Origin of the sequence: Streptomyces sp. NPDC093568 (assembly GCF_044764945.1) — a bacterium.
In the GTDB taxonomy this organism is placed as follows: domain Bacteria; phylum Actinomycetota; class Actinomycetes; order Streptomycetales; family Streptomycetaceae; genus Streptomyces.
Window position 1 is genome coordinate 345,674 of sequence record NZ_JBIWJD010000004.1, and the last position, 17,770, is coordinate 363,443.

At 72.2% G+C, this 17,770-nt stretch carries 12 protein-coding genes; 6 read left to right on the top strand and 6 right to left on the bottom strand.

The window, feature by feature from the left end; genetic code table 11:
- Positions 1 to 73: 73 nt before the first annotated feature.
- The 4 genes from ACIRD7_RS18985 to ACIRD7_RS19000 form a co-directional block, all read right to left on the bottom strand.
- Entirely contained in the window at positions 74 to 1,804 is a 1,731-nt protein-coding gene (locus ACIRD7_RS18985) for an ABC transporter ATP-binding protein (RefSeq protein WP_403455097.1), read from the bottom strand.
- Positions 1,805 to 1,917: 113 nt separating this feature from the next.
- Positions 1,918 to 3,630 (bottom strand): ABC transporter transmembrane domain-containing protein, encoded by a 1,713-nt coding sequence (locus ACIRD7_RS18990; RefSeq protein WP_403454415.1) that lies wholly within the window; start codon positions 3,628 to 3,630, stop codon positions 1,918 to 1,920.
- A 37-nt stretch (positions 3,631 to 3,667) separates the two neighbouring features.
- Complete coding sequence (locus tag ACIRD7_RS18995; protein ID WP_403454417.1) at positions 3,668 to 5,521, bottom strand: ABC transporter ATP-binding protein; 1,854 nt, start codon at positions 5,519 to 5,521, stop codon at positions 3,668 to 3,670.
- Positions 5,518 to 7,386 carry an ABC transporter ATP-binding protein gene (locus ACIRD7_RS19000; protein WP_403454419.1) on the bottom strand — a complete coding sequence of 623 codons (1,869 nt, stop codon included), beginning with the start codon at positions 7,384 to 7,386 and terminating at the stop codon, positions 5,518 to 5,520. Before ACIRD7_RS19000 ends, ACIRD7_RS18995 begins: the two co-directional genes overlap by 4 nt.
- A 209-nt stretch (positions 7,387 to 7,595) precedes the next feature.
- Between ACIRD7_RS19000 and ACIRD7_RS19005 the strand changes: the two genes are divergently transcribed.
- Genes ACIRD7_RS19005 through ACIRD7_RS19020 form a run of 4 tightly spaced genes read left to right on the top strand, consistent with a single transcriptional unit; the run spans position 7,596 to position 11,193 of the window.
- Positions 7,596 to 8,543: an ATP-binding cassette domain-containing protein gene (locus ACIRD7_RS19005; protein WP_403454421.1), complete on the top strand. Its 948-nt coding sequence runs from the start codon at positions 7,596 to 7,598 to the stop codon at positions 8,541 to 8,543.
- Entirely contained in the window at positions 8,540 to 9,274 is a 735-nt protein-coding gene (locus ACIRD7_RS19010) for an ABC transporter permease (RefSeq protein ID WP_403454423.1), read from the top strand. Before ACIRD7_RS19005 ends, ACIRD7_RS19010 begins: the two co-directional genes overlap by 4 nt.
- Before the next feature lie 25 nt (positions 9,275 to 9,299).
- The gene (locus tag ACIRD7_RS19015) at positions 9,300 to 10,553 is read left to right on the top strand and encodes a sensor histidine kinase (protein WP_403454426.1); all 1,254 of its coding nucleotides are present in this window, start codon (positions 9,300 to 9,302) and stop codon (positions 10,551 to 10,553) included.
- Positions 10,546 to 11,193 carry a response regulator gene (locus tag ACIRD7_RS19020; RefSeq protein WP_403454427.1) on the top strand — a complete coding sequence of 216 codons (648 nt, stop codon included), beginning with the start codon at positions 10,546 to 10,548 and terminating at the stop codon, positions 11,191 to 11,193. The genes ACIRD7_RS19015 and ACIRD7_RS19020 overlap by 8 nt, the downstream gene beginning before the upstream one ends.
- Here the strand turns inward: ACIRD7_RS19020 and ACIRD7_RS19025 are convergent, their stop codons facing one another.
- Both ACIRD7_RS19025 and glgX read right to left on the bottom strand, forming a co-directional pair.
- Entirely contained in the window at positions 11,194 to 12,606 is a 1,413-nt protein-coding gene (locus ACIRD7_RS19025; RefSeq protein ID WP_403454430.1) for a sulfatase, read from the bottom strand.
- 74 nt (positions 12,607 to 12,680) lie between these two features.
- Entirely contained in the window at positions 12,681 to 14,924 is a 2,244-nt protein-coding gene (gene glgX / locus ACIRD7_RS19030) for a glycogen debranching protein GlgX (protein WP_403454432.1), read from the bottom strand.
- A gap of 158 nt (positions 14,925 to 15,082) precedes the next feature.
- On the opposite strand from glgX, the gene ACIRD7_RS19035 reads away from it, so the two are divergent.
- Complete coding sequence (locus tag ACIRD7_RS19035) at positions 15,083 to 16,321, top strand: Ig-like domain-containing protein (protein ID WP_403454434.1); 1,239 nt, start codon at positions 15,083 to 15,085, stop codon at positions 16,319 to 16,321.
- 180 nt (positions 16,322 to 16,501) lie between these two features.
- Entirely contained in the window at positions 16,502 to 17,740 is a 1,239-nt protein-coding gene (locus tag ACIRD7_RS19040; protein WP_403454437.1) for an Ig-like domain-containing protein, read from the top strand.
- Positions 17,741 to 17,770 lie beyond the last annotated feature (30 nt).

Below are 17,770 nucleotides of genomic sequence, written 5' to 3' on the forward strand. Positions count from 1 at the left end.
GACCGCGGCTTTCTGCTGGGGCGTTCTTCGGCGTGTCAGGGATCTCCTACGGCAACGAGCATAGATCGCCTGTTCAGGCGCGCCGCTCCCCGTGCCAGGACCGCCACAGCGACGCGTACGCCCCGCCCGCCGCGACCAGCTCCTCGTGGGTGCCGAGCTCGGTGAGCAGGCCGTTCTCCATCACGGCCACGCGGTCGGCGTCGTGCGCGGTGTGCAGGCGGTGCGCGATGGCGATGACCGTACGGCCCCGCAGTACGGCGGCCAGGGCGCGCTCGGTGTGGCGGGCAGTCGTCGGGTCGAGCAGGGCCGTGGCCTCGTCGAGGATCAGGGTGTGCGGGTCAGCCAGCACCACGCGGGCGAGGGCGAGCTGCTGGGCCTGAGAGCCGTCGGTGGGGCTGCCGCCGTCGCCGAGCGCCGTGTCGAGGCCGGCGGGCAGCCGCCGTACCCAGACGTCGGCGCCGACCGCGGTCAGCGCGGCCCACAGGGCGTCGTCCGTGGCGGACGGCTCGGCGATCCGCAGGTTGTCGCGGACCGTGCCGAGGAAGACGTGATGCTCCTGGGTGACCAGGACGACCTGCCGGCGCAGCTCCTGCGGACCGAGCGCGACGACCGGCACACCGCCGACCGTGACCGAGCCGGCACTCGGCGCGTCCACGCCCGCGAGCAGCCGGCTCAGGGTGGTCTTGCCGGCGCCGGACGGGCCGACCACCGCCAGCCGTTCCCCCGGCCGCACGGTCAGGTCGACACCGCCGAGGACCTCGCGGCCGCGGTCGTAGGCGTAGCGCACGCCCCTCACGTCGATCCGGTCGTCCGCGGGCGTCGGCGCGTCGCCTGCCGCGGTCCGCGGTGCTCCCGCCAGGCCTTCCACGCGGGCGAAGGAGGCGCCGCTGCTCTGGAGTTGCTCGATCCGCATCAGGATCTCGTCCAGCGGCTCGCTCAGCTGCTGCAGATACAGGGCGGCCGCGACGACCGAGCCGAGGCTCAGCGCGCCGCGCTCCAGCAGGACACCGCCGAGCAGCAGGACCGTGACGACCGGGACGACGTAGGACACCTCGACGGCCGGGAAGAAGACGCTGCGCAGGAACAGCGTGTGGAAGCGGGTGCGCCGGGACGCCTCCAGCGCGTCGCGGCTCGCCGCGATCCGCCGCTCCTCGAGGCGCAGCGCCTCGACCGTGCGGGCGCCGGTCGCGGTCGCCGCGAGGATCTCCGCGACGTCGGAGGTGGCCGCGCCCTCGGCGAGGTAGCCGTCCCGCGCCCGGCGCAGATACCAGCGCAGCGCCCACCGGATGCCGCCGAAGCCGAGGACCCCGCACAGGCCGAGGAGCGGGTCCAGGGTGACCACGGCGACCAGCAGGAACAGGGCCTGTACGGCGCAGATGAGCAGCTCGGGTCCGACGTCGCGCAGGGTGGTGCCGACCACGGCGACGTCCGCGGTGCCCCGTGCGGTGAGGTCGCCGGCACCGGCCCGCTCCACCACGTTCGCGGGCAGGGCGAGGGTACGGTCGACGAAGTCCTCCCGGACCCGGGCGAGCGTGCGTTCGCCGAAGCGGTGGCCGACGTAGCGGGCCCAGCGGGCCAGCAGCAGCTGGGCCGCCGCCGCGATCAGGATCGCCAGGGCCAGTCTGTCCACGGCCGCCACGCCGTGGCCGGCGCGGACCTCGTCGATGATGCGGCCGACCAGCCAGGGGGCGGCGAGGCCGGCGATCGCGGCGAGGGAGTTCAGGGCGAGTACGGCGGTGAAGGCGCGGGCGTCCGCTCGGATCAGACGGGTGGTGGCTCGGCGGACGTCCTTGGGTTCCGCGATGGGGAGGGATGTGCGGGGAAGAGCTCGGGGCTTTAAGTCGTTCGCCGGGTGCGGGTTCGGTGTGGCTTGTCGCGCGGTTCCCCGCGCCCCTGAAGAGCGGCGTTGCCGTGCCGTCAACTCATGACCTCCTCGGCGTTCTCGTCCCGGGCCACCAGCGCCCGGTATCCCGGCTCCCCGTCCAGCAGTTCGCGGTGGGTGCCCGTCGCCGTGACCTTGCCGTCGACCAGGAAGTGGACGGTGTCCGCGCGGTCCAGGACCAGCGGGGACGTCGTCGTCACCAGCGTCGTGCGGCCCCGGCGTGCCTCGTGCAGGCGTTCGGCGACCCGTGCCTCCGTGTGGGCGTCCAGGGCCGACGTCGGTTCCACCGCCAGGAGTACCTCGGGATCGGCCAGCAGGGCGCGGACCAGGCGCACGCGCTGGCGCTGGCCGCCGGACAGGTTGCGGCCCTGGGCGTCGATCGGGGTGTCCAGGCCGTCGGGGAGACCTTGGACGATGTCCTCGGCGACCGCGGCGCGCACCGCTCGCGCGATCGCCGTCTCGTCCCGGTCCGCGCGGCCGGAGATCAGCTCGCGCAGCGGGTCCGCGAACAGGTCGGCCTCGTGGTCGGCGACCAGGATGCGCTGTCTGATCTGCGGCAACGCGATCTCGGTCAGGGGTACGCCGCCCCAGGTCGCCGCCGACGAGGTGTAGCGGCCGAGGCGGTCGACGACGGCCTCGGCGTCCGCCGGAGCCGAGGCGGCCAGCGCGGTCACACGGCCGGGCGGCACCCGAACCCCCGACTCGGGGTCGTGCAGCGCCGCCGGCTCCGCGGGCGCGTCACGGGTGCCGGTGTCGGCCATCGGCTCCAGCCGCAGGAACCGTACGACCCGACGGGCCGCCACCACCCCGCGGGACACCTGGTAGACGAACTCCACGAAAAACGCCACCGGGCGGATGAGGACCGCGACATAGCCGTAGACCGACACCAACTCGCCCACGGTGATGGCGCCCTGGGCGGCCAGGCGGGCCGCCAGCCAGGTCACCACGGCCAGGAAGAGCGTCGGCAGGCCCACCCCGAGCGCCTGCACCCAGCTGGTCACCGCCCCGACCCGGTAGCCCTGCGCGCGCAGCCGCTGCGAGTCACGGTGGAAGGCGTCGGCGACCAGGTCCTTGCCGCCGAGACCGTTGAGGACGCGCAGCCCGCCCGCGAGGTCGGCGATGCGGGCGGTCAGGACGCTCTGCCGCTCCCGGTACTCCGTCTCCGTGCCCTGCAACCGCCCGAGCAGCGGGCCGACGAGCACCGCTATCGCCGGCATGCCGAGCAGCACCACCACCGCGATCGGCACGGACACGGACACCAGCATCACCGCGACCGCCAGGTAGGCGACGACCGCGCCGAATCCCGGCCCGATGACGGTCAGGGAGTTGCTGATGGTCTGGACGTCGCCGACGCCGATCGTGACGACCTCCCCGGCCCCGATCCGGCGCGGCAGCGCGGCGCCCAGCCGGACCGACTGGCCGACCAGGACCTTGATCGTGCGGAACATGGCGTCCATCCGCACCCGGGTCATCGTGCGGTGCCGCATGACGCTCAGCCAGGCGTTGAAGACGTGCACCGCGGCCAGCACGCCGGTCCACCCGGCCAGCGCCGCGTAGTCACCGGGCGTCAGCCCCTCGTCCACGGCACGCGAGAGCAGGTACGGCGTCGCCGCCAGCAGCACCATCCACACGGCGGAGATCAGGGACCCGAGCGCCGACCGTCCTGCCTGCTGGGTGACCAGCCACCACAGATAGCGCGCGCCGCCACGGCGGTCGGGCTCGCCCGGATCCTCGTACGCGTCGATCATCGTTCCCCGTTCCCCGTTCCTCCGTCGTGCCGTCCCGCTATGCCAGGCTGTCCCGCCATGCCCGGTGCAGATCCGCGAACCTGCCCGTCCCGGCGATCAGTTCGGCCGGGGTGCCGTCCTCGACGATCCGGCCGTGCTCCATCACCAGGACCCGGTCGGCGATCTCGACGGTGGACAGCCGGTGCGCGATGACGACCGCCGTACGCCCGTGCAGCACCGTCGCCATCGCGCGCTGCACCGCCCGTTCGCCGGGGATGTCGAGGGAGCTGGTCGCCTCGTCGAGGATCAGCACGGCTGGATCGGCGAGCAACGCCCGTGCGAACGCGACGAGTTGACGCTGTCCGGCGGAGATACGGCCGCCCCGCTTGCGTACGTCGGTGTCGTAGCCGTCGGGCAGGGAGCTGATGAAGTCGTGCGCGCCGATGGCCTTCGCGGCCCGCTCGATCTCCTCGCGGGTGGCGTCGGGGCGGCCGATGGCGATGTTCTCGGCGACGGTGCCGGAGAACAGGAACGCCTCCTGCGTCACCATCACCACCCCGCGCCGCAGTTCGGGCACGGACAGCTCGCGCAGGTCCACGCCGTCCAGCAGGACCCGGCCGTCGGACGGGTCGTAGAAGCGGGCGAGCAGCTTGGCCAGCGTCGACTTGCCGGCGCCGGTGGAGCCGACGACCGCGACCGTCTGCCCGGCCGGGAGGGTGAGGTCGAAGCGGGGCAGCACCTCGCCGCCGGTGCGGTAGCCGAAGCGGACGCCGTCGAAGACGACCTCGCGGCCGGGGTGCTCGGACCGCAGCGCCGGGAGCTGCCGGGGTGTCGACGGCTCGGGCACGGACGGCGTCTGGGCGAGCAGCCCGGCGATCTTCTCCAGGGAGGCGGCCGCCGACTGGTAGGAGTTGAGGAACATGCCGAGCCGGTCGATCGGGTCGTACAGCCGCCGCAGGTACAGCACGGCCGCCGCCAGCACACCGAGGGCCAGCGTGCCGCCCGCGACCCGGTAGGCGCCCCACAGCACGATGCCCGCGACCGCCGTGTTGGCGACGATCCGGGAGCCGACGACGTAGCGGGCCATCTCCAGCAGGGCGTCGCCGTTCGTCCGCTCGTGCCGGGCGTTGAGGACCTGGAAGTCGGCGTCGTTGGCGGCCTCGCGGCGGAAGGCGCGCACCGGGCGGATGCCGTTCATGGTCTCCACGAACTTGACGATCACCGCCGCGATGGCGGTGGAGCGCAGCCGGTACACCCGCGCCGCGCGCCGCCGGTACATCCGGACGAGGAGGTACAGCGGCACGAACGAGGCCACGGCGACCGCGCCCAGTCCCAGGTCCAGCCACAGCAGCATCGCCGAGATGTAGACGAAGGACAGGATGACGGTGACGAGCTCCTGAAGGCCCTCGTTCAGGAGCTCGCGCAGGGACTCCACGTCCGTGGTGGAGCGGGAGATGAGCCGGCCCGAGGTGTAGCGCTCGTGGAAGTCGACGCTCAGCGCCTGGGCATGGCGGAAGATCCGGCCGCGCAGGTCGAGCAGCACGTCCTGGTTCACGCGGGCCGAGACCAGGATGAACGCGTACTGGAGCCCGCCGGAGACCAGCGCGCACAGCAGGTACCCGACCGCGACCACGATCAGCGGCCCGAGATCGTCCCGCCGGAACGCCGGCACCGCCGAGTCGATCGCGTACGCCACCAGCAACGGCCCTGCCTGCACCGCCGCCTGCTGGAGCAGCAGCAGAAGGGTGGTGAGCGCGACCCGCGCCTTCATCGGGGCGAGCAGCGAGCGCAGGAGGGCGGCCGTGGCGCCCGGGGGAGTGGGCAGGACATCGCGGTCGAAGGGGTCCAGGGCCGCGTCGTCGGGCTGACCGTCGGGGCGGCCCTTGGCGGGCGCGGCGGCGGTGGCGGTCATCGATGGGCCTCCTCGGGTGCGCCGGTCACTCCGTCCAGCGGGCCGACTTCGTCCGCCGGGCCTGGGTCATCCGCCGGGCCCGCTCCGTCCGCCTCCTGCGCGCCGGCCATCAGATGGGCGTACTCCGCGTTGGCCCGCAGCAGTTCGTGGTGCGTGCCGACCGCGGTGATCCGGCCGTCGGAGAGCAGGGCGACGCGGTCCGCGAGAAGCACGGTGGAGGGGCGGTGGGCCACGATGAGGGCGGTAGTCTCCGCGAGGACGTCGCGCAGGGCCGCCTCCACCGCGGCCTCCGTGTGGACGTCCAGGGCGGACAGCGGGTCGTCGAGGACGAGGAAGCGGGGCCGGCCGACCACCGCTCGCGCGAGCGCCAGCCGCTGCCGCTGACCGCCGGAGAGGCTGAGCCCCTGCTCGCCGACCTGCGTCCCGGTGCCGTGCGGCAGGTCGTGCGCGAAGGCGGCCTGCGCGACCGCGAGCGCCCGCTCCAGCTCGGGCTGTCCCGCGTCCTCCCCGGCCCCCATGAGAACGTTGTCCGCGACGCTGGCCGAGAAGAGCGTGGGCTCCTCGAAGGCGACGGCGACGAGGGAGCGCAGCTCCTCGCGGGTCATGGCGGTGATGTCCTGCCCGTCGAGGGTGATCCGCCCGGACGTCACCTCGTGCAGACGCGGGACGAGGGCGGTCAGCGTCGTCTTGCCGCTGCCCGTCGCGCCGACCAGGGCCATGGACTCGCCGGGGCGGATGTGCAGGTCGATGCGGTCGAGGACGGGCGGTGAGTCCGCGGCGGCGTCGGGATAGCGGAACCGCACGTCGTGGAAGCGCAGTCCGAGGTCCTTACGGTCCTCCCGCACCGTCGAGACCGTGTGGTCCTCCGGCCGCTCGTCCATGACCTCGAAGTACCGCTCCGTCGCCGTCGCCGCCTCCTGGCTCATCGCCAGCAGGAACCCGATCGAGTCCACCGGCCACCGCAGCGCCAGCGCCGTCGACAGGAACGCCACCAGCGTGCCCGCCGACAGCTCCCCGTCCGCCACCTGCACCGCGCCCAGCACCAGCGCCGCCCCGATCGCCACCTCCGGCAGCGTCACGATGACGCCCCAGATCGTCGCCAGCAGCCGCGCCTTGCGCAGCTCCGTGCCGCGTAGCGTCCCCGACAGCTCGCGGAACGCCCGCGCCTGACTGCGGTGCCGCCCGAACCCCTTGATGATCCGGATGCCGAGCACGCTCTCCTCGACGACCGTCGTCAGGTCGCCGACCTGGTCCTGCGCACGGCGCGCCACCTCGGCGTACCGCTTCTCGAAGATCACGCAGGTGACCATCACCGGCACCGCCGGGATCAGGATCACCAGCCCCAGCGTCCAGTCCTGCAGCAGCATGATGATCACGCCGACCAGGATGGTCACGCCGTTGACCAGCAAGAACGTCAGCGGAAAGGCGAGGAACATGCGCAGCAGCATCAGATCCGTGGTGCCCCGCGACAGCAGCTGTCCCGACGCCCACCGGTCGTGGAAGGCCACCGGCAGCCGCTGCAGCCGCCGGTACAGATCCGCCCGCATCCCCGCCTCGACGCCGGCCAGCGGCCGCGCCACCAGCCAGCGCCGCAGCCCGAACAGCAGCGCCTCCGCGAGGCCGAGCAGCAGCAGATACAGCGCCCCGAGCCACACCCCGGCCGGATCCCGGTCGGCGACGGGGCCGTCCACCATCCACTTCAGGACGAGCGGGATGACGAGCGACAGACACGACGCGACGATCGCCACGAACGCGGCGGTGAACAACCGCACCCGCACCGGCCGCACATACGGCCACAGGCGCAGCAGCGTACGCACGGCGGAACGTTCGGACCTGGCCTCGGCGGTTGCACGTGTCGTCACCATCAGCAGTGAGCCTACGGATCGCCACTGACACTGCCCACCGAGTTTTGGCCGGTCCGGATTCGGTCGATGGTCCTACGACCTGCGTGTTCGGGGGGTCGTACAGCTGCGGCGGCCGGTCGGTCGTACGTCCGGCATCAACCGATCGGCGGATGTCCCTTCGAGCGCGACGGCCGATGTGGCGGGCCCCGCCGCGCCGCGACCCTGATGCCATGTCCGTCATCGAAGTCACCGACCTGCGCAAGTCCTACGGCGGCCGCACCGTCGTGGACGGGGTCTCCTTCAGCGTCGACGAGGGCGAGATCTTCGGCATCCTCGGCCCGAACGGCGCCGGCAAGACCACCACCGTCGAGTGCGTCGAGGGCCTGCGCGTCCCCGACGCGGGCCGCGTCCGGGTCACCGGCCTCGACCCCGTCGCCGACCACGACCGGGTCTCCCGGGCCCTCGGCGCCCAGCTCCAGGAGGGCCGCCTCCAGGAGAAACTCACCGTCCGCGAGGCACTCCAGCTGTACGCCTCCTTCTACCCCAGCCCCGCCGACTGGCGCCCGCTCGCCGAACGCCTGGGCCTGGCCGAGCGGCTCGGCACCCGGTTCGGCAAGCTCTCCGGCGGCCAGAAGCAGCGCCTGTTCATCGCGCTCGCCCTGGTCGGGGACCCACGGATCGTCGTCCTGGACGAGCTGACCACCGGCCTCGACCCCCGGGCCCGCCGGGACACCTGGGAACTCATCGAGGACATTCGCGCGAACGGCGTAACCGTCCTGCTCGTCACCCACTTCATGGAGGAGGCGCAGCGCCTCTGCGACCGGATCGCCGTGATCGACAAGGGCCGCATCGCCGCCCTGGACACCCCGGCCGGTCTGATCCGTCGCTCCGCCCGCGCCACGGTGATCACCTTCACGCCGTCCGAACCGCTGGACGACGGCGAGCTGAACGCGCTGCCCGCGCTCGCCTCCGTCGAGCACAAGGACGGCCGGATCACCCTGTCCGGCAGCGACGAGACGGTCAACGCCGTGATCACCCTCCTCGCACGCCACCGCATCACCGCCCACCAACTGCGGGTCAGCGACGCCACGCTGGACGACGCGTTCCTGGACCTGACGGAGTCGAACATGTCGGAGACGCACATGACGGAGACGAACATGACGGAGAGCGCGCCATGAACACCGCCGTGCTGCGCACCGAGGCCCGCCTGCTCACCCGCGAACCCGGCAGCCTCTTCTGGATCCTGGTCTTCCCGCCCGTGCTGCTGGCGATCCTCGGCGCCGTCCCGGCCTTCCGCGAACCCCAGGACGGCCTCGGCGGCCTGCGCGTCGTCGACACCTACGTACCGGTGACCGTCCTCGTCGGCATGATCGTCGCCGGAGTGCAGTCGATGCCGGTCGGCCTGACCGGCTACCGGGAACAGGGCATCCTGCGCCGGATGTCCACCACCCCGGTGCGGCCCTCGGCGCTGCTGTCCGCGCAGATGCTGGTGCACGCCCTGGCCGCGGTGCTGTCGGCGCTGCTGGCGCTCGCGGTCGGACGGCTCGTCTACGACGTACGACTGCCCGGACAGCCGTACGGCTATCTGCTCGCGCTGGTCCTCGCCGTGCTCGTCGCGCTGGCGCTGGGGTCGGTGATCTCGGCGGTGTCCGCCACGGTGAAGATCGCGGGTGCCGTCGGGACGGCGGTGTTCTTCCCGATGCTGTTCTGCGCGGGCGTGTGGCTGCCGGTGCAGGCCATGCCCGAACTGATGGCGGACATCGTGGGGTTCACGCCGTTCGGCGCCGCCGCCCAGGCCCTGAGCCAGGCCACGGCGGGCGACTGGCCAGGCTGGGGCCACCTCGGCGTCATGGCGGCCTGGACGGTCGCGCTGTCGGCGGCGGCCGCGCGCTGGTTCCGCTGGGAGTAGGCGGCCTGCCGTGCAGACTGGAGGCATGACCGCGGCGGACACCGACATCGAGCGGCGCTGGGAGCTCATCCGCAGCAAGGGGCCCTACGGGCTGCTCGCGGTCGGCACCCTGCTGTCGGTCGCCACCGCCGAGCTGATGCCGGGCACGGCGGAGCGGATCGCGGTCGCGGTGCTGGTCGCCGCCGGGTTCGCCCTCCAGTTGTGGTGGGGCCGGGCGAGCCGCACCCGCCCGGGCCCGTCCACCGCGGGCACGGTCTACTACGGGCTGCGCTGGGCGCTCGGGTTCGTGTTGACCTGGCTGAACCCGTTCTTCGCGTTCTACGCCGTCACCGGCTACTTCGACTCCGACGAGCTGATCCCCGGCCGGCGGCTGCGGTGGCTCGGCCCGTTCGCCTGCTCGGTCGCGGTCTCCGGGTCGCAGGCCGGAGGGCTGCCCTTCCACGAGCCCGTGCAGTGGGCGGTGTTCGCCGGACTCCTGGTCGTCAACAACGTGATCCTGACAGTGGTCGGCCACCTCACCAGCCAGCAGGAGGAACGCTCCCGCGCCCGCGCCGAGACCATCGCCGAACTCGAACGCACCAACGCGGCGTTGCAGCAGGCCCTGGACGAGAACGCGGCCCTTCACGCCCAACTCCTCGTCCAGGCGCGGGAGGCCGGCGTCGCCGACGAGCGCCGCCGGCTCGCCGCCGAGATCCACGACACCATCGCCCAGGGCCTGACCGGCATCATCGCCCAGCTCCAGGTCGTCGCGGGCGCCCCCGACCTGCCCACCGCCCGCTCCCACCTCGACCGTGCCTCCGCCCTCGCCCGCCACAGCCTCGGCGAGGCCCGGCGCTCGGTGCACAACCTCGCCCCCGTGGCCCTGGAGAACGACGGACTGCCGCAGGCCCTCAAGGGAACCGTCGCCGAATGGGCCGAACGCACCGGCGTGCGCGCCGACTTCACGGTCACCGGCACCGCGGAACACCTCCACGACGAGATCTCGGCGACCCTCCTGCGGATCGCCCAGGAAGCCCTCTCCAACGCCGCCCGCCACGCCCGCGCGACCCGCGTGGGCGTCACCCTGTCCTTCCTCGGCGACGAGGTGATCCTCGACATCCGCGACGACGGCGAGGGCTTCGACCCGCTCGTCCTCCCCGAGCGCAGCCACACCGGCGGCTTCGGCCTGGCCGGCATGCGCGCCCGCGCCGAGCGCATGGCCGGCTGCCTCACCGTCGAGTCCGAACCGGGGCGCGGAACGGCCCTGTCGGCTCGCGTACCTTTGGTACGCCATGAGTAGCGACGAGTCGTCCATCTCCCTACTGATCGTCGACGACCACCCCGTCGTACGGGACGGTCTGCGCGGCATGTTCGAGTCCGCGCCCGGCTTCGTCGTGCTCGGCGAGGCGGCGAGCGGCGAGGAGGCCCTGGAGCGGGCCGCCGCCCTCGACCCCGACGTGATCCTGATGGACCTGCGCATGCCGGGCGGCGGCGGGGTCGCGGCGATCGCCCACCTCACCCGCACCGGCGCCCGCGCCAAGGTCCTCGTACTGACCACGTACGACACCGACTCCGACACCCTCCCCGCCATCGAGGCCGGCGCGACGGGCTACCTCCTCAAGGACGCCCCGCGCGACGAGCTCTTCACCGCGGTCCGCGCCGCCGCGGAGGGCCGCACGGTCCTCTCCCCGGCGGTGGCCTCCCGCCTGGTCTCCGCCGTACGCACCCCGAGAACCCCCGGCAACGAGCCCCTCTCCGCCCGCGAGCGCGAGGTGCTGGCCCTGGTCGCCAAGGGCACGTCCAACCGCGAGATCGCCCGCGAACTCTTCATCAGCGAGGCGACCGTGAAGACCCACCTCACCCACCTGTACGCCAAGCTGGGCGTCAACGACCGGGCGGCGGCGGTCGCCACGGCGTACGAGCGGGGGATCCTCGGCTAGCTAGCCGGGGTAGGGGAGGAGCCCGGAGGCGATCCGCTCCCAGGACGTCCTGAGTTCCGCGAGCAGCTCCGGACGGTCGGGTGCCAGGTCCGCCTGCTCGCGCTGGTCGGCGCCGAGGTCGTAGAGGTGGTCGGTGCCCTTCTCGTCCCGGTAGTACTTCCAGTCACCGCGCCTGAGCGCCCGATTGGCCCGCACCCGCCAGAACAGGTCGCGCTCCGGCAGTTCCCTGCCGCGCAGGAGGTAGCCGGCGAGGCTGGTGCCGTCCAGGGGGTACGCCGGGTCGGGCCGTGCTCCGCCCAGCTCCAGCAGGGTGGCCGTCCAGTCGGGCGAGAAGACCGGCTCGTGGCTGACCTGCCGGCCGTCGACGCGGGCGGGCCAGCGCAGGATCGACGGGACCCGGATGCCGCCCTCCAGCAGTACGAACTTCTCGCCGCTGAGCGGCCAGTTGTAGGAGTAGCGCTCGCCGCCGTTGTCGCTGGCGAAGAGCACGAGGGTGTCGTCCTCCTGCCCCGACCGGCGCAGGGCGTCGAGCACCTCGCCGACGGCCGCGTCCAGGCTCTCCACCATCTGCGTGTACTTCTCGACCGAGCCGCCGTCGTAGTGGTTGAGCGCCCTGCTGACCTCGGCCTGGCTCTTCGCGGCCCGGATCTTCGCCTCGATCTCGGCGCCGGTCTCCTCGTCGCCCTCGGCGAGCCAGGGCCAGTGCGGGGTCGTGAAGTTGAGGTTCAGCAGCCAGGGCCTGTCGTGGTCCCGGCTCACGTACTCGACGGCCCGCTCGGTCAGCACGGTCGTGTAGTAGCGCAGGTCCTTGTACTCGGCGTCGCCCTCGTAGAGGTCGTAGGCACCCAGCTGGCCGAGCTTGGAGTAGTACTCCAGGACGCCGCCGAAGTTGCCGAAGAACTCGTCCCAGCCGGACTTGGTGGGGCTGTGATCGGGCAGCCAGCCGCAGTGCCACTTGCCGATGAGCGCTGTGGCGTAGCCCGCCCTCTTCAGCAGGGAGGCCAGGGTGGGATGGTTCGGGTCCAGCCCCTGCGCCTTGTTGGCGATGGGCTCGGCGAGACCGCCCGGCGTACGCCCCGGATAGCGCCCGGTGTAGAGGCTGAAGCGGGTCGGGGAGCACGTCGCCGAGCCGGAGTAGGCGTTGGTGAACCGCACCCCCTGGCGGGCCAGCCGGTCCAGGTTCGGGGTCCTGATGTGCGGCGCGCCGTACGAGGAGAGGTCGGCCCAGCCGAGGTCGTCACCGAGGATGACGAGGAGGTTGGGGCGCCTGCCGGACGCGGCGGGACGGGCCTTGAAGGGGCGCTCGGCGGGGGCTGCTGCGGCGGCATCGGCGGCGGTGGTCGTACCGGCGACGGCGGTCACGGCACCGCCGCCGACGAGGCCACCGAAGGCACGGCGGGATATCTCGGGCATGTGCGTCAGTCGATCAGCGCGCCGATCTCAGGACCAGGAAACGGGCGCGCATTTCACGACCTTGAAACGCTGCCTCAATCGACCCGCAGCAACAGCACCGCCCGCCCCGGCACACGGATCACCGCGCCCGCCGGGTGCTCCACCCCCGGCGCCTCCCCCTGCTCCTCCCGCGAGGTGTCGACGACGACCTCGTACCGCTCGGCCCACGGCGGGCCCGGCAGGGTGAAGCTCGTCGGGCGGTCCCCGGCGTGCAGGACGGCCAGGAAGCTGTCGTCCACTATCGGCGCCCCGCGCTCGTCCCGGCCCGGGATGTCCCGCCCCGACAGATACATGCCCAGCGTGGCGGCGGGCGCGTACCAGTCCCGTTCCGTCATCTCCGTGCCCCGCGCGGTGAACCAGGCCAGGTCCCGCAGCCCGTCCGCCGAGTGCGCGCGCCCGGAGAAGAAGGCCCGGCGGCGCAGCACCGGGTGCCGGTGCCGCAGCTCGATCAGCCGGGACGTCAGGTCGAACAGCGCCTTCCAGCCCGGCTGTTCCAGCAGCCCCCAGTCCAGCCAGCTGATCTCGTTGTCCTGGCAGTAGGCGTTGTTGTTGCCGCGCTGCGTGCGCCCCAGCTCGTCGCCCGCGACCAGCATCGGCACACCCGTCGACAGCAGCAGGGTCGTCAGCAGGTTCCGCAGCTGCCGGCGCCGTAGCGCCCGTACCCGCTCGTCGTCCGTCTCGCCCTCGGCGCCGCAGTTCCAGGACCGGTTGTCGTCCGAGCCGTCCCGGTTGCCCTCGCCGTTGGCCTCGTTGTGCTTGCGCTCGTAGGACACCAGGTCCCGCAGCGTGAAACCGTCGTGCGCGGTCACGAAGTTGACGGAGGCGTACGGGCGGCGCCCGCCCCACGCGTACAGGTCGCTCGACCCCGACAGCCGGTACCCCAGGTCCCGTACGTCCGGCAGCGCGCCCCGCCAGAAGTCCCGTACGGCGCCCCGGTAGCGGTCGTTCCACTCCGTCCACAGTGGCGGGAAGGCTCCCACCTGGTAGCCGCCCGAGCCGACGTCCCACGGTTCGGCGATCAGCTTCACGCGCCGCAGCACCGGATCCTGCGCGATGACGGCCAGGAACGGCGACAGCATGTCGACGTCGTGCATCGAGCGGGCCAGCGCCGCGGCCAGGTCGAAGCGGAAGCCGTCCACGCCCATCTCGGTCACCCAGTAACGCAGGGAGTCGGTGATGAGGCGGAGCACGTGCGGCTGTACGACGTGCAGCGTGTTGCCGCAGCCCGTGTAGTCCGCGTACCGGCGCGCGTCCGACTGCAACCGGTAGTACCCCCGGTTGTCGATGCCCTTCAGCGACAGCGTCGGGCCCAGCTCGCCCGCCTCCGCCGTGTGGTTGTAGACGACGTCGAGGATCACCTCGATCCCGGCCGCGTGCAGCGCGCGGACCATGCGCTTGAACTCGCCGACCTGCTGACCGGTCGTACCGGACGCGGCGTACGCGGCGTGCGGGGCGAAGTAGCCCACGGAGTTGTAGCCCCAGTAGTTGCGCAGGCCCTTGCGCAGCAGATGGTCCTCGTGCGCGAACTGGTGCACCGGCAGCAGTTCGACGGCCGTCACGCCCAGCTTGACGAGGTGCTCGATCGCCGCGGGATGCGCGAGACCGGCGTAGGTGCCCCGCAGTTCCTCCGGGATCCCGGGGTGCAGCTTCGTGAAGCCCCGGACGTGCACCTCGTAGATCACCGAGTCGGCCCACGGCGTCTTCGGCCGCCGGTCGTCCGCCCAGTCGTCGTCATCGTGGACGACGACGCCCTTGGGGACGTACGGCGCCGAGTCCCGCTCGTCGCGCACGGTGTCCGCGACATGCTGCTGGGGCCAGTCGCGGACATGCCCGTACACCTCCGGCGGCAGGCTGAAGTCGCCGTCCACGGCGCGGGCGTACGGGTCCAGCAGCAGCTTCGCCGGGTTCCAGCGGGCACCCGTCCACGGATCCCAGCGGCCGTGCACCCGGTAGCCGTACCGCTGGCCGGGCATCACCCCGGGCACGAACCCGTGCCAGATCTCGTGCGTCAGTTCGGTCAGCCGGGCCCGGGTCTCCCTGCCCTGTTCATCGAACAGACAGAGCTCCACCGCCTCCGCCCCGCCCGCCCACAACGCGAAGTTGGTGCCCGCCACCCCGTCCGGGCCGACCCGGAAGCGGGCGCCGAGCGGCACGGGCGTGCCCGGCCACACGGGCACCGCGGGGGCCTTGTGCCGCACGCCGTTCACGACGGCGGCCGGGCGCCCCTCCTCGGCGACGGCCGCCCCGGCCACCGCCTCCTGCTCGGCTGCGCTCGACACCTGTGGCCTCCCACGGCTCACGGACCACACGATGTGGAAGGAGAGCACGCGGTCGTCCCTGGCCGCGGCTCCCCGTCGCGTTGTCCTCCCACATGTTCTGCCCACCGCATGGCTCGCACTCACGTTTCCCCAGGGCCGCCCCCGTCGTTGGGGTCTTCGTGAGGCACGTACAAGGGCGCGCGCGGCGCGCGGGGGCCGCGTTGGCCGCCGTACTGACATGGGCAGGGCTGCTGGCCGGGGCGGCCGGCTGCACCACGGACGGCGGCTTCGACGAGGTGCTGGACAAACCGCCGGCACCCGAGGACGTCATCCGGGTCATGCCCGAGGACGACTCCAAGGACGTACGCCCCGAGGACCGGCTGCTCGTCCGTGTGCCCGGCGGTCGCCTGGAGTCGGTCCGGGTCGTCAAGTCCCAGGACGCCCAGGAGACCCCGGTGCCCGGGCGCATCTCCAAGGACGGCCGGCGCTGGGAGCCCGCGGACGCCAGGCTCGCGCTGGCCGCCCGGTACACGATCGACGCCGTGGCCGTCGACGGCCAGGGCCGGCGCAGCGCGCGGCACACGACCTTCGCCACGCACGTCCCCGACGAACGGTTCATCGGATACGTCGCCCCGGAGGACCGCTCGACCGTCGGCACCGGAATGATCGTCTCCCTGGAGTTCAACCGGGCGATCGAGAACCGGGCCGCCGTCGAACGCGCCGTCGAGGTCACCGCCGAGCCGGCCGTGGAGATCCGCCCGCACTGGTTCGGCACGGCCCGCCTCGACTTCCGCCCCCGGGACTACTGGAAGCCCGGCACCCGGGTCACCGTCGCCCTGCGGCTGCGGGACGTCGAAGGGGCGCGCGGGGTGTACGGGCTCCAGCACAAGACCTTCTCCTTCACCGTCGGCCGCCACCAGGTCTCCCTAGTCGACGCGGCCGAGCACACCATGGAGGTCCGCCGCGACGACGAGCTCCTCGCCACCGTCCCCATCACGGCGGGCGCGCCCAGGATGACCACCTACAACGGCAAGATGGTGGTCACCGAGATGCTCGAACTGACCCGGATGAACGGCGCCACGGTCGGCTTCAAGAAGAAGAACGGCAAGGGCGAGTACGACATCCCGGACGTCCCGCACGCCATGCGCCTGACCGACTCCGGCACCTTCCTGCACGGCAACTACTGGGCGGACGCCTCGGTCTTCGGGCACGGCAACGTCAGTCACGGCTGTGTGGGGCTCAGGGACGTCAAGGGCGGCGGCACCGACACCCCGGCGGGCTGGTTCTTCGACCGGAGCCTGATCGGGGACGTCGTCGAAGTGGTCCATAGCAATGACAAAAAGGTCGCTCCCGACAATGGCCTCGGAGGGTGGAATATGGGCTGGAAGGAGTGGAAGGCGGGTAGTGCGGTGAAGTAACCCGACAGGGGGGTGAGTTGGGCGGCCCGCTCGACCGACCGGCTCTCGGCCGATGTTGGAACGGAACGGTGACAATCGCGCGGCGCCGACGCGCCTGGCCTTGTGGTTAATATGCGCCGATGCGCGCGGCTGACGCGCGGGGGAGCGGGTCGGACCAGGCCCGGGGAGGGGAGAACGACTTTGAACGTGCGGCCGATATCGGGGGCGTCGGTTGACGGACGCGGGCGCAGGCGCGGGGGGCTGACCGCGATCGCGGGTGTGCTGCTGCTGACCGTGACCGCGTGCGCCGGCGGCGGCGGGGCGGACCCGGGTACCGGGGAGGGCAAGGGCGGCGACTCCAGTACGGCGGAGTCCAGGAAGTCGCAGGCCGTCGTGACGATAGCCCCGGGCGACGGCGCCAAGTCCGTCGACACCAGCGGTGCGCTGAAGGTGACCGCGGCCAAGGGCAAGCTGACGGATGTCGAGGTCAAGGACGCCAAGGGCAACGCGATAGCCGGGAAGATATCCGGCGACGGCGGCACATGGACCCCGGCCACGCACCTGGCCGCCGCGACGAAGTACACGGTGCACGCGGTCGCCAAGGACGCCGACGGCCTGGAGGCCGCCAAGGAGGCCGACTTCACCACCCTGACGCCGAAGAACACCTTCATCGGCCGGTTCACGCCGGAGGACGGTTCCAAGGTCGGCGTCGGAATGCCGTTCTCGCTGCGCTTCGACCGGGGCATCACCAACCCCGACGACGTCGAGAAGGCGATCACCGTCAAGACCGAGCCGGCCGTCGAGGTCGCGGGCCACTGGTTCGGCAACGACCGCCTCGACTTCCGTCCCGAGAAGTACTGGAAGGCCGGCACCAAGGTCACCGTCGAGCTCAACCTCGACGGCGTCGAGGGCCGCGACGGCGTCTACGGCGAGCAGGACAAGAAGGTCTCCTTCACCATCGGCCGCAACCAGGTGTCGGTCGTCGACGCCAAGGCCAAGAAGATGAAGGTCATGCAGGACGGCAAGGTCGTCAAGACCATCCCCGTCACCACCGGCGCTCCCGGGTACGAGACCTGGAACGGCCAGATGGTCATGACCGAGAAGTTCGTGCAGACCCGGATGAACGGCGACACGGTCGGCTACGACGGCGAGTACGACATCAAGGACGTGCCGCACGCCATCCGCCTGACCGATTCCGGCACCTTCATCCACGGCAACTACTGGGCCGGCGGCGCCTTCGGCAACACCAACGCCAGTCACGGCTGCGTCGGCCTGCGCGACGTCAAGGGCGCGTGGAGCAAGGACACCCCGGCCGCGTGGTTCTACAACCACTCGATCATCGGCGACGTGGTGGTCGTGAAGAACTCCGCGGACGGCACGGTGGCCCCGGAGAACGGCCTCAACGGCTGGAACATGTCCTGGGAGAAGTGGAAGGCATAACTCCGGCGTGACGGACACCCGGCCCCGGCG

Excerpts from the sequence above, each read along its gene's own strand:
- ACIRD7_RS18990 (WP_403454415.1), bottom strand. The coding sequence starts at position 3,630 with ATGATCGACGCGTACGAGGATCCGGGCGAGCCCGACCGCCGTGGCGGC.
- ACIRD7_RS19025 (WP_403454430.1), bottom strand. The coding sequence starts at position 12,606 with ATGCCCGAGATATCCCGCCGTGCCTTCGGTGGCCTCGTCGGCGGCGGT.
- ACIRD7_RS19010 (WP_403454423.1), top strand. The coding sequence starts at position 8,540 with ATGAACACCGCCGTGCTGCGCACCGAGGCCCGCCTGCTCACCCGCGAA.
- ACIRD7_RS19000 (WP_403454419.1), bottom strand. The coding sequence starts at position 7,386 with ATGGTGACGACACGTGCAACCGCCGAGGCCAGGTCCGAACGTTCCGCC.
- ACIRD7_RS18995 (WP_403454417.1), bottom strand. The coding sequence starts at position 5,521 with ATGACCGCCACCGCCGCCGCGCCCGCCAAGGGCCGCCCCGACGGTCAG.
- ACIRD7_RS19015 (WP_403454426.1), top strand. The coding sequence starts at position 9,300 with ATGACCGCGGCGGACACCGACATCGAGCGGCGCTGGGAGCTCATCCGC.
- ACIRD7_RS19020 (WP_403454427.1), top strand. The coding sequence starts at position 10,546 with ATGAGTAGCGACGAGTCGTCCATCTCCCTACTGATCGTCGACGACCAC.
- ACIRD7_RS19005 (WP_403454421.1), top strand. The coding sequence starts at position 7,596 with ATGTCCGTCATCGAAGTCACCGACCTGCGCAAGTCCTACGGCGGCCGC.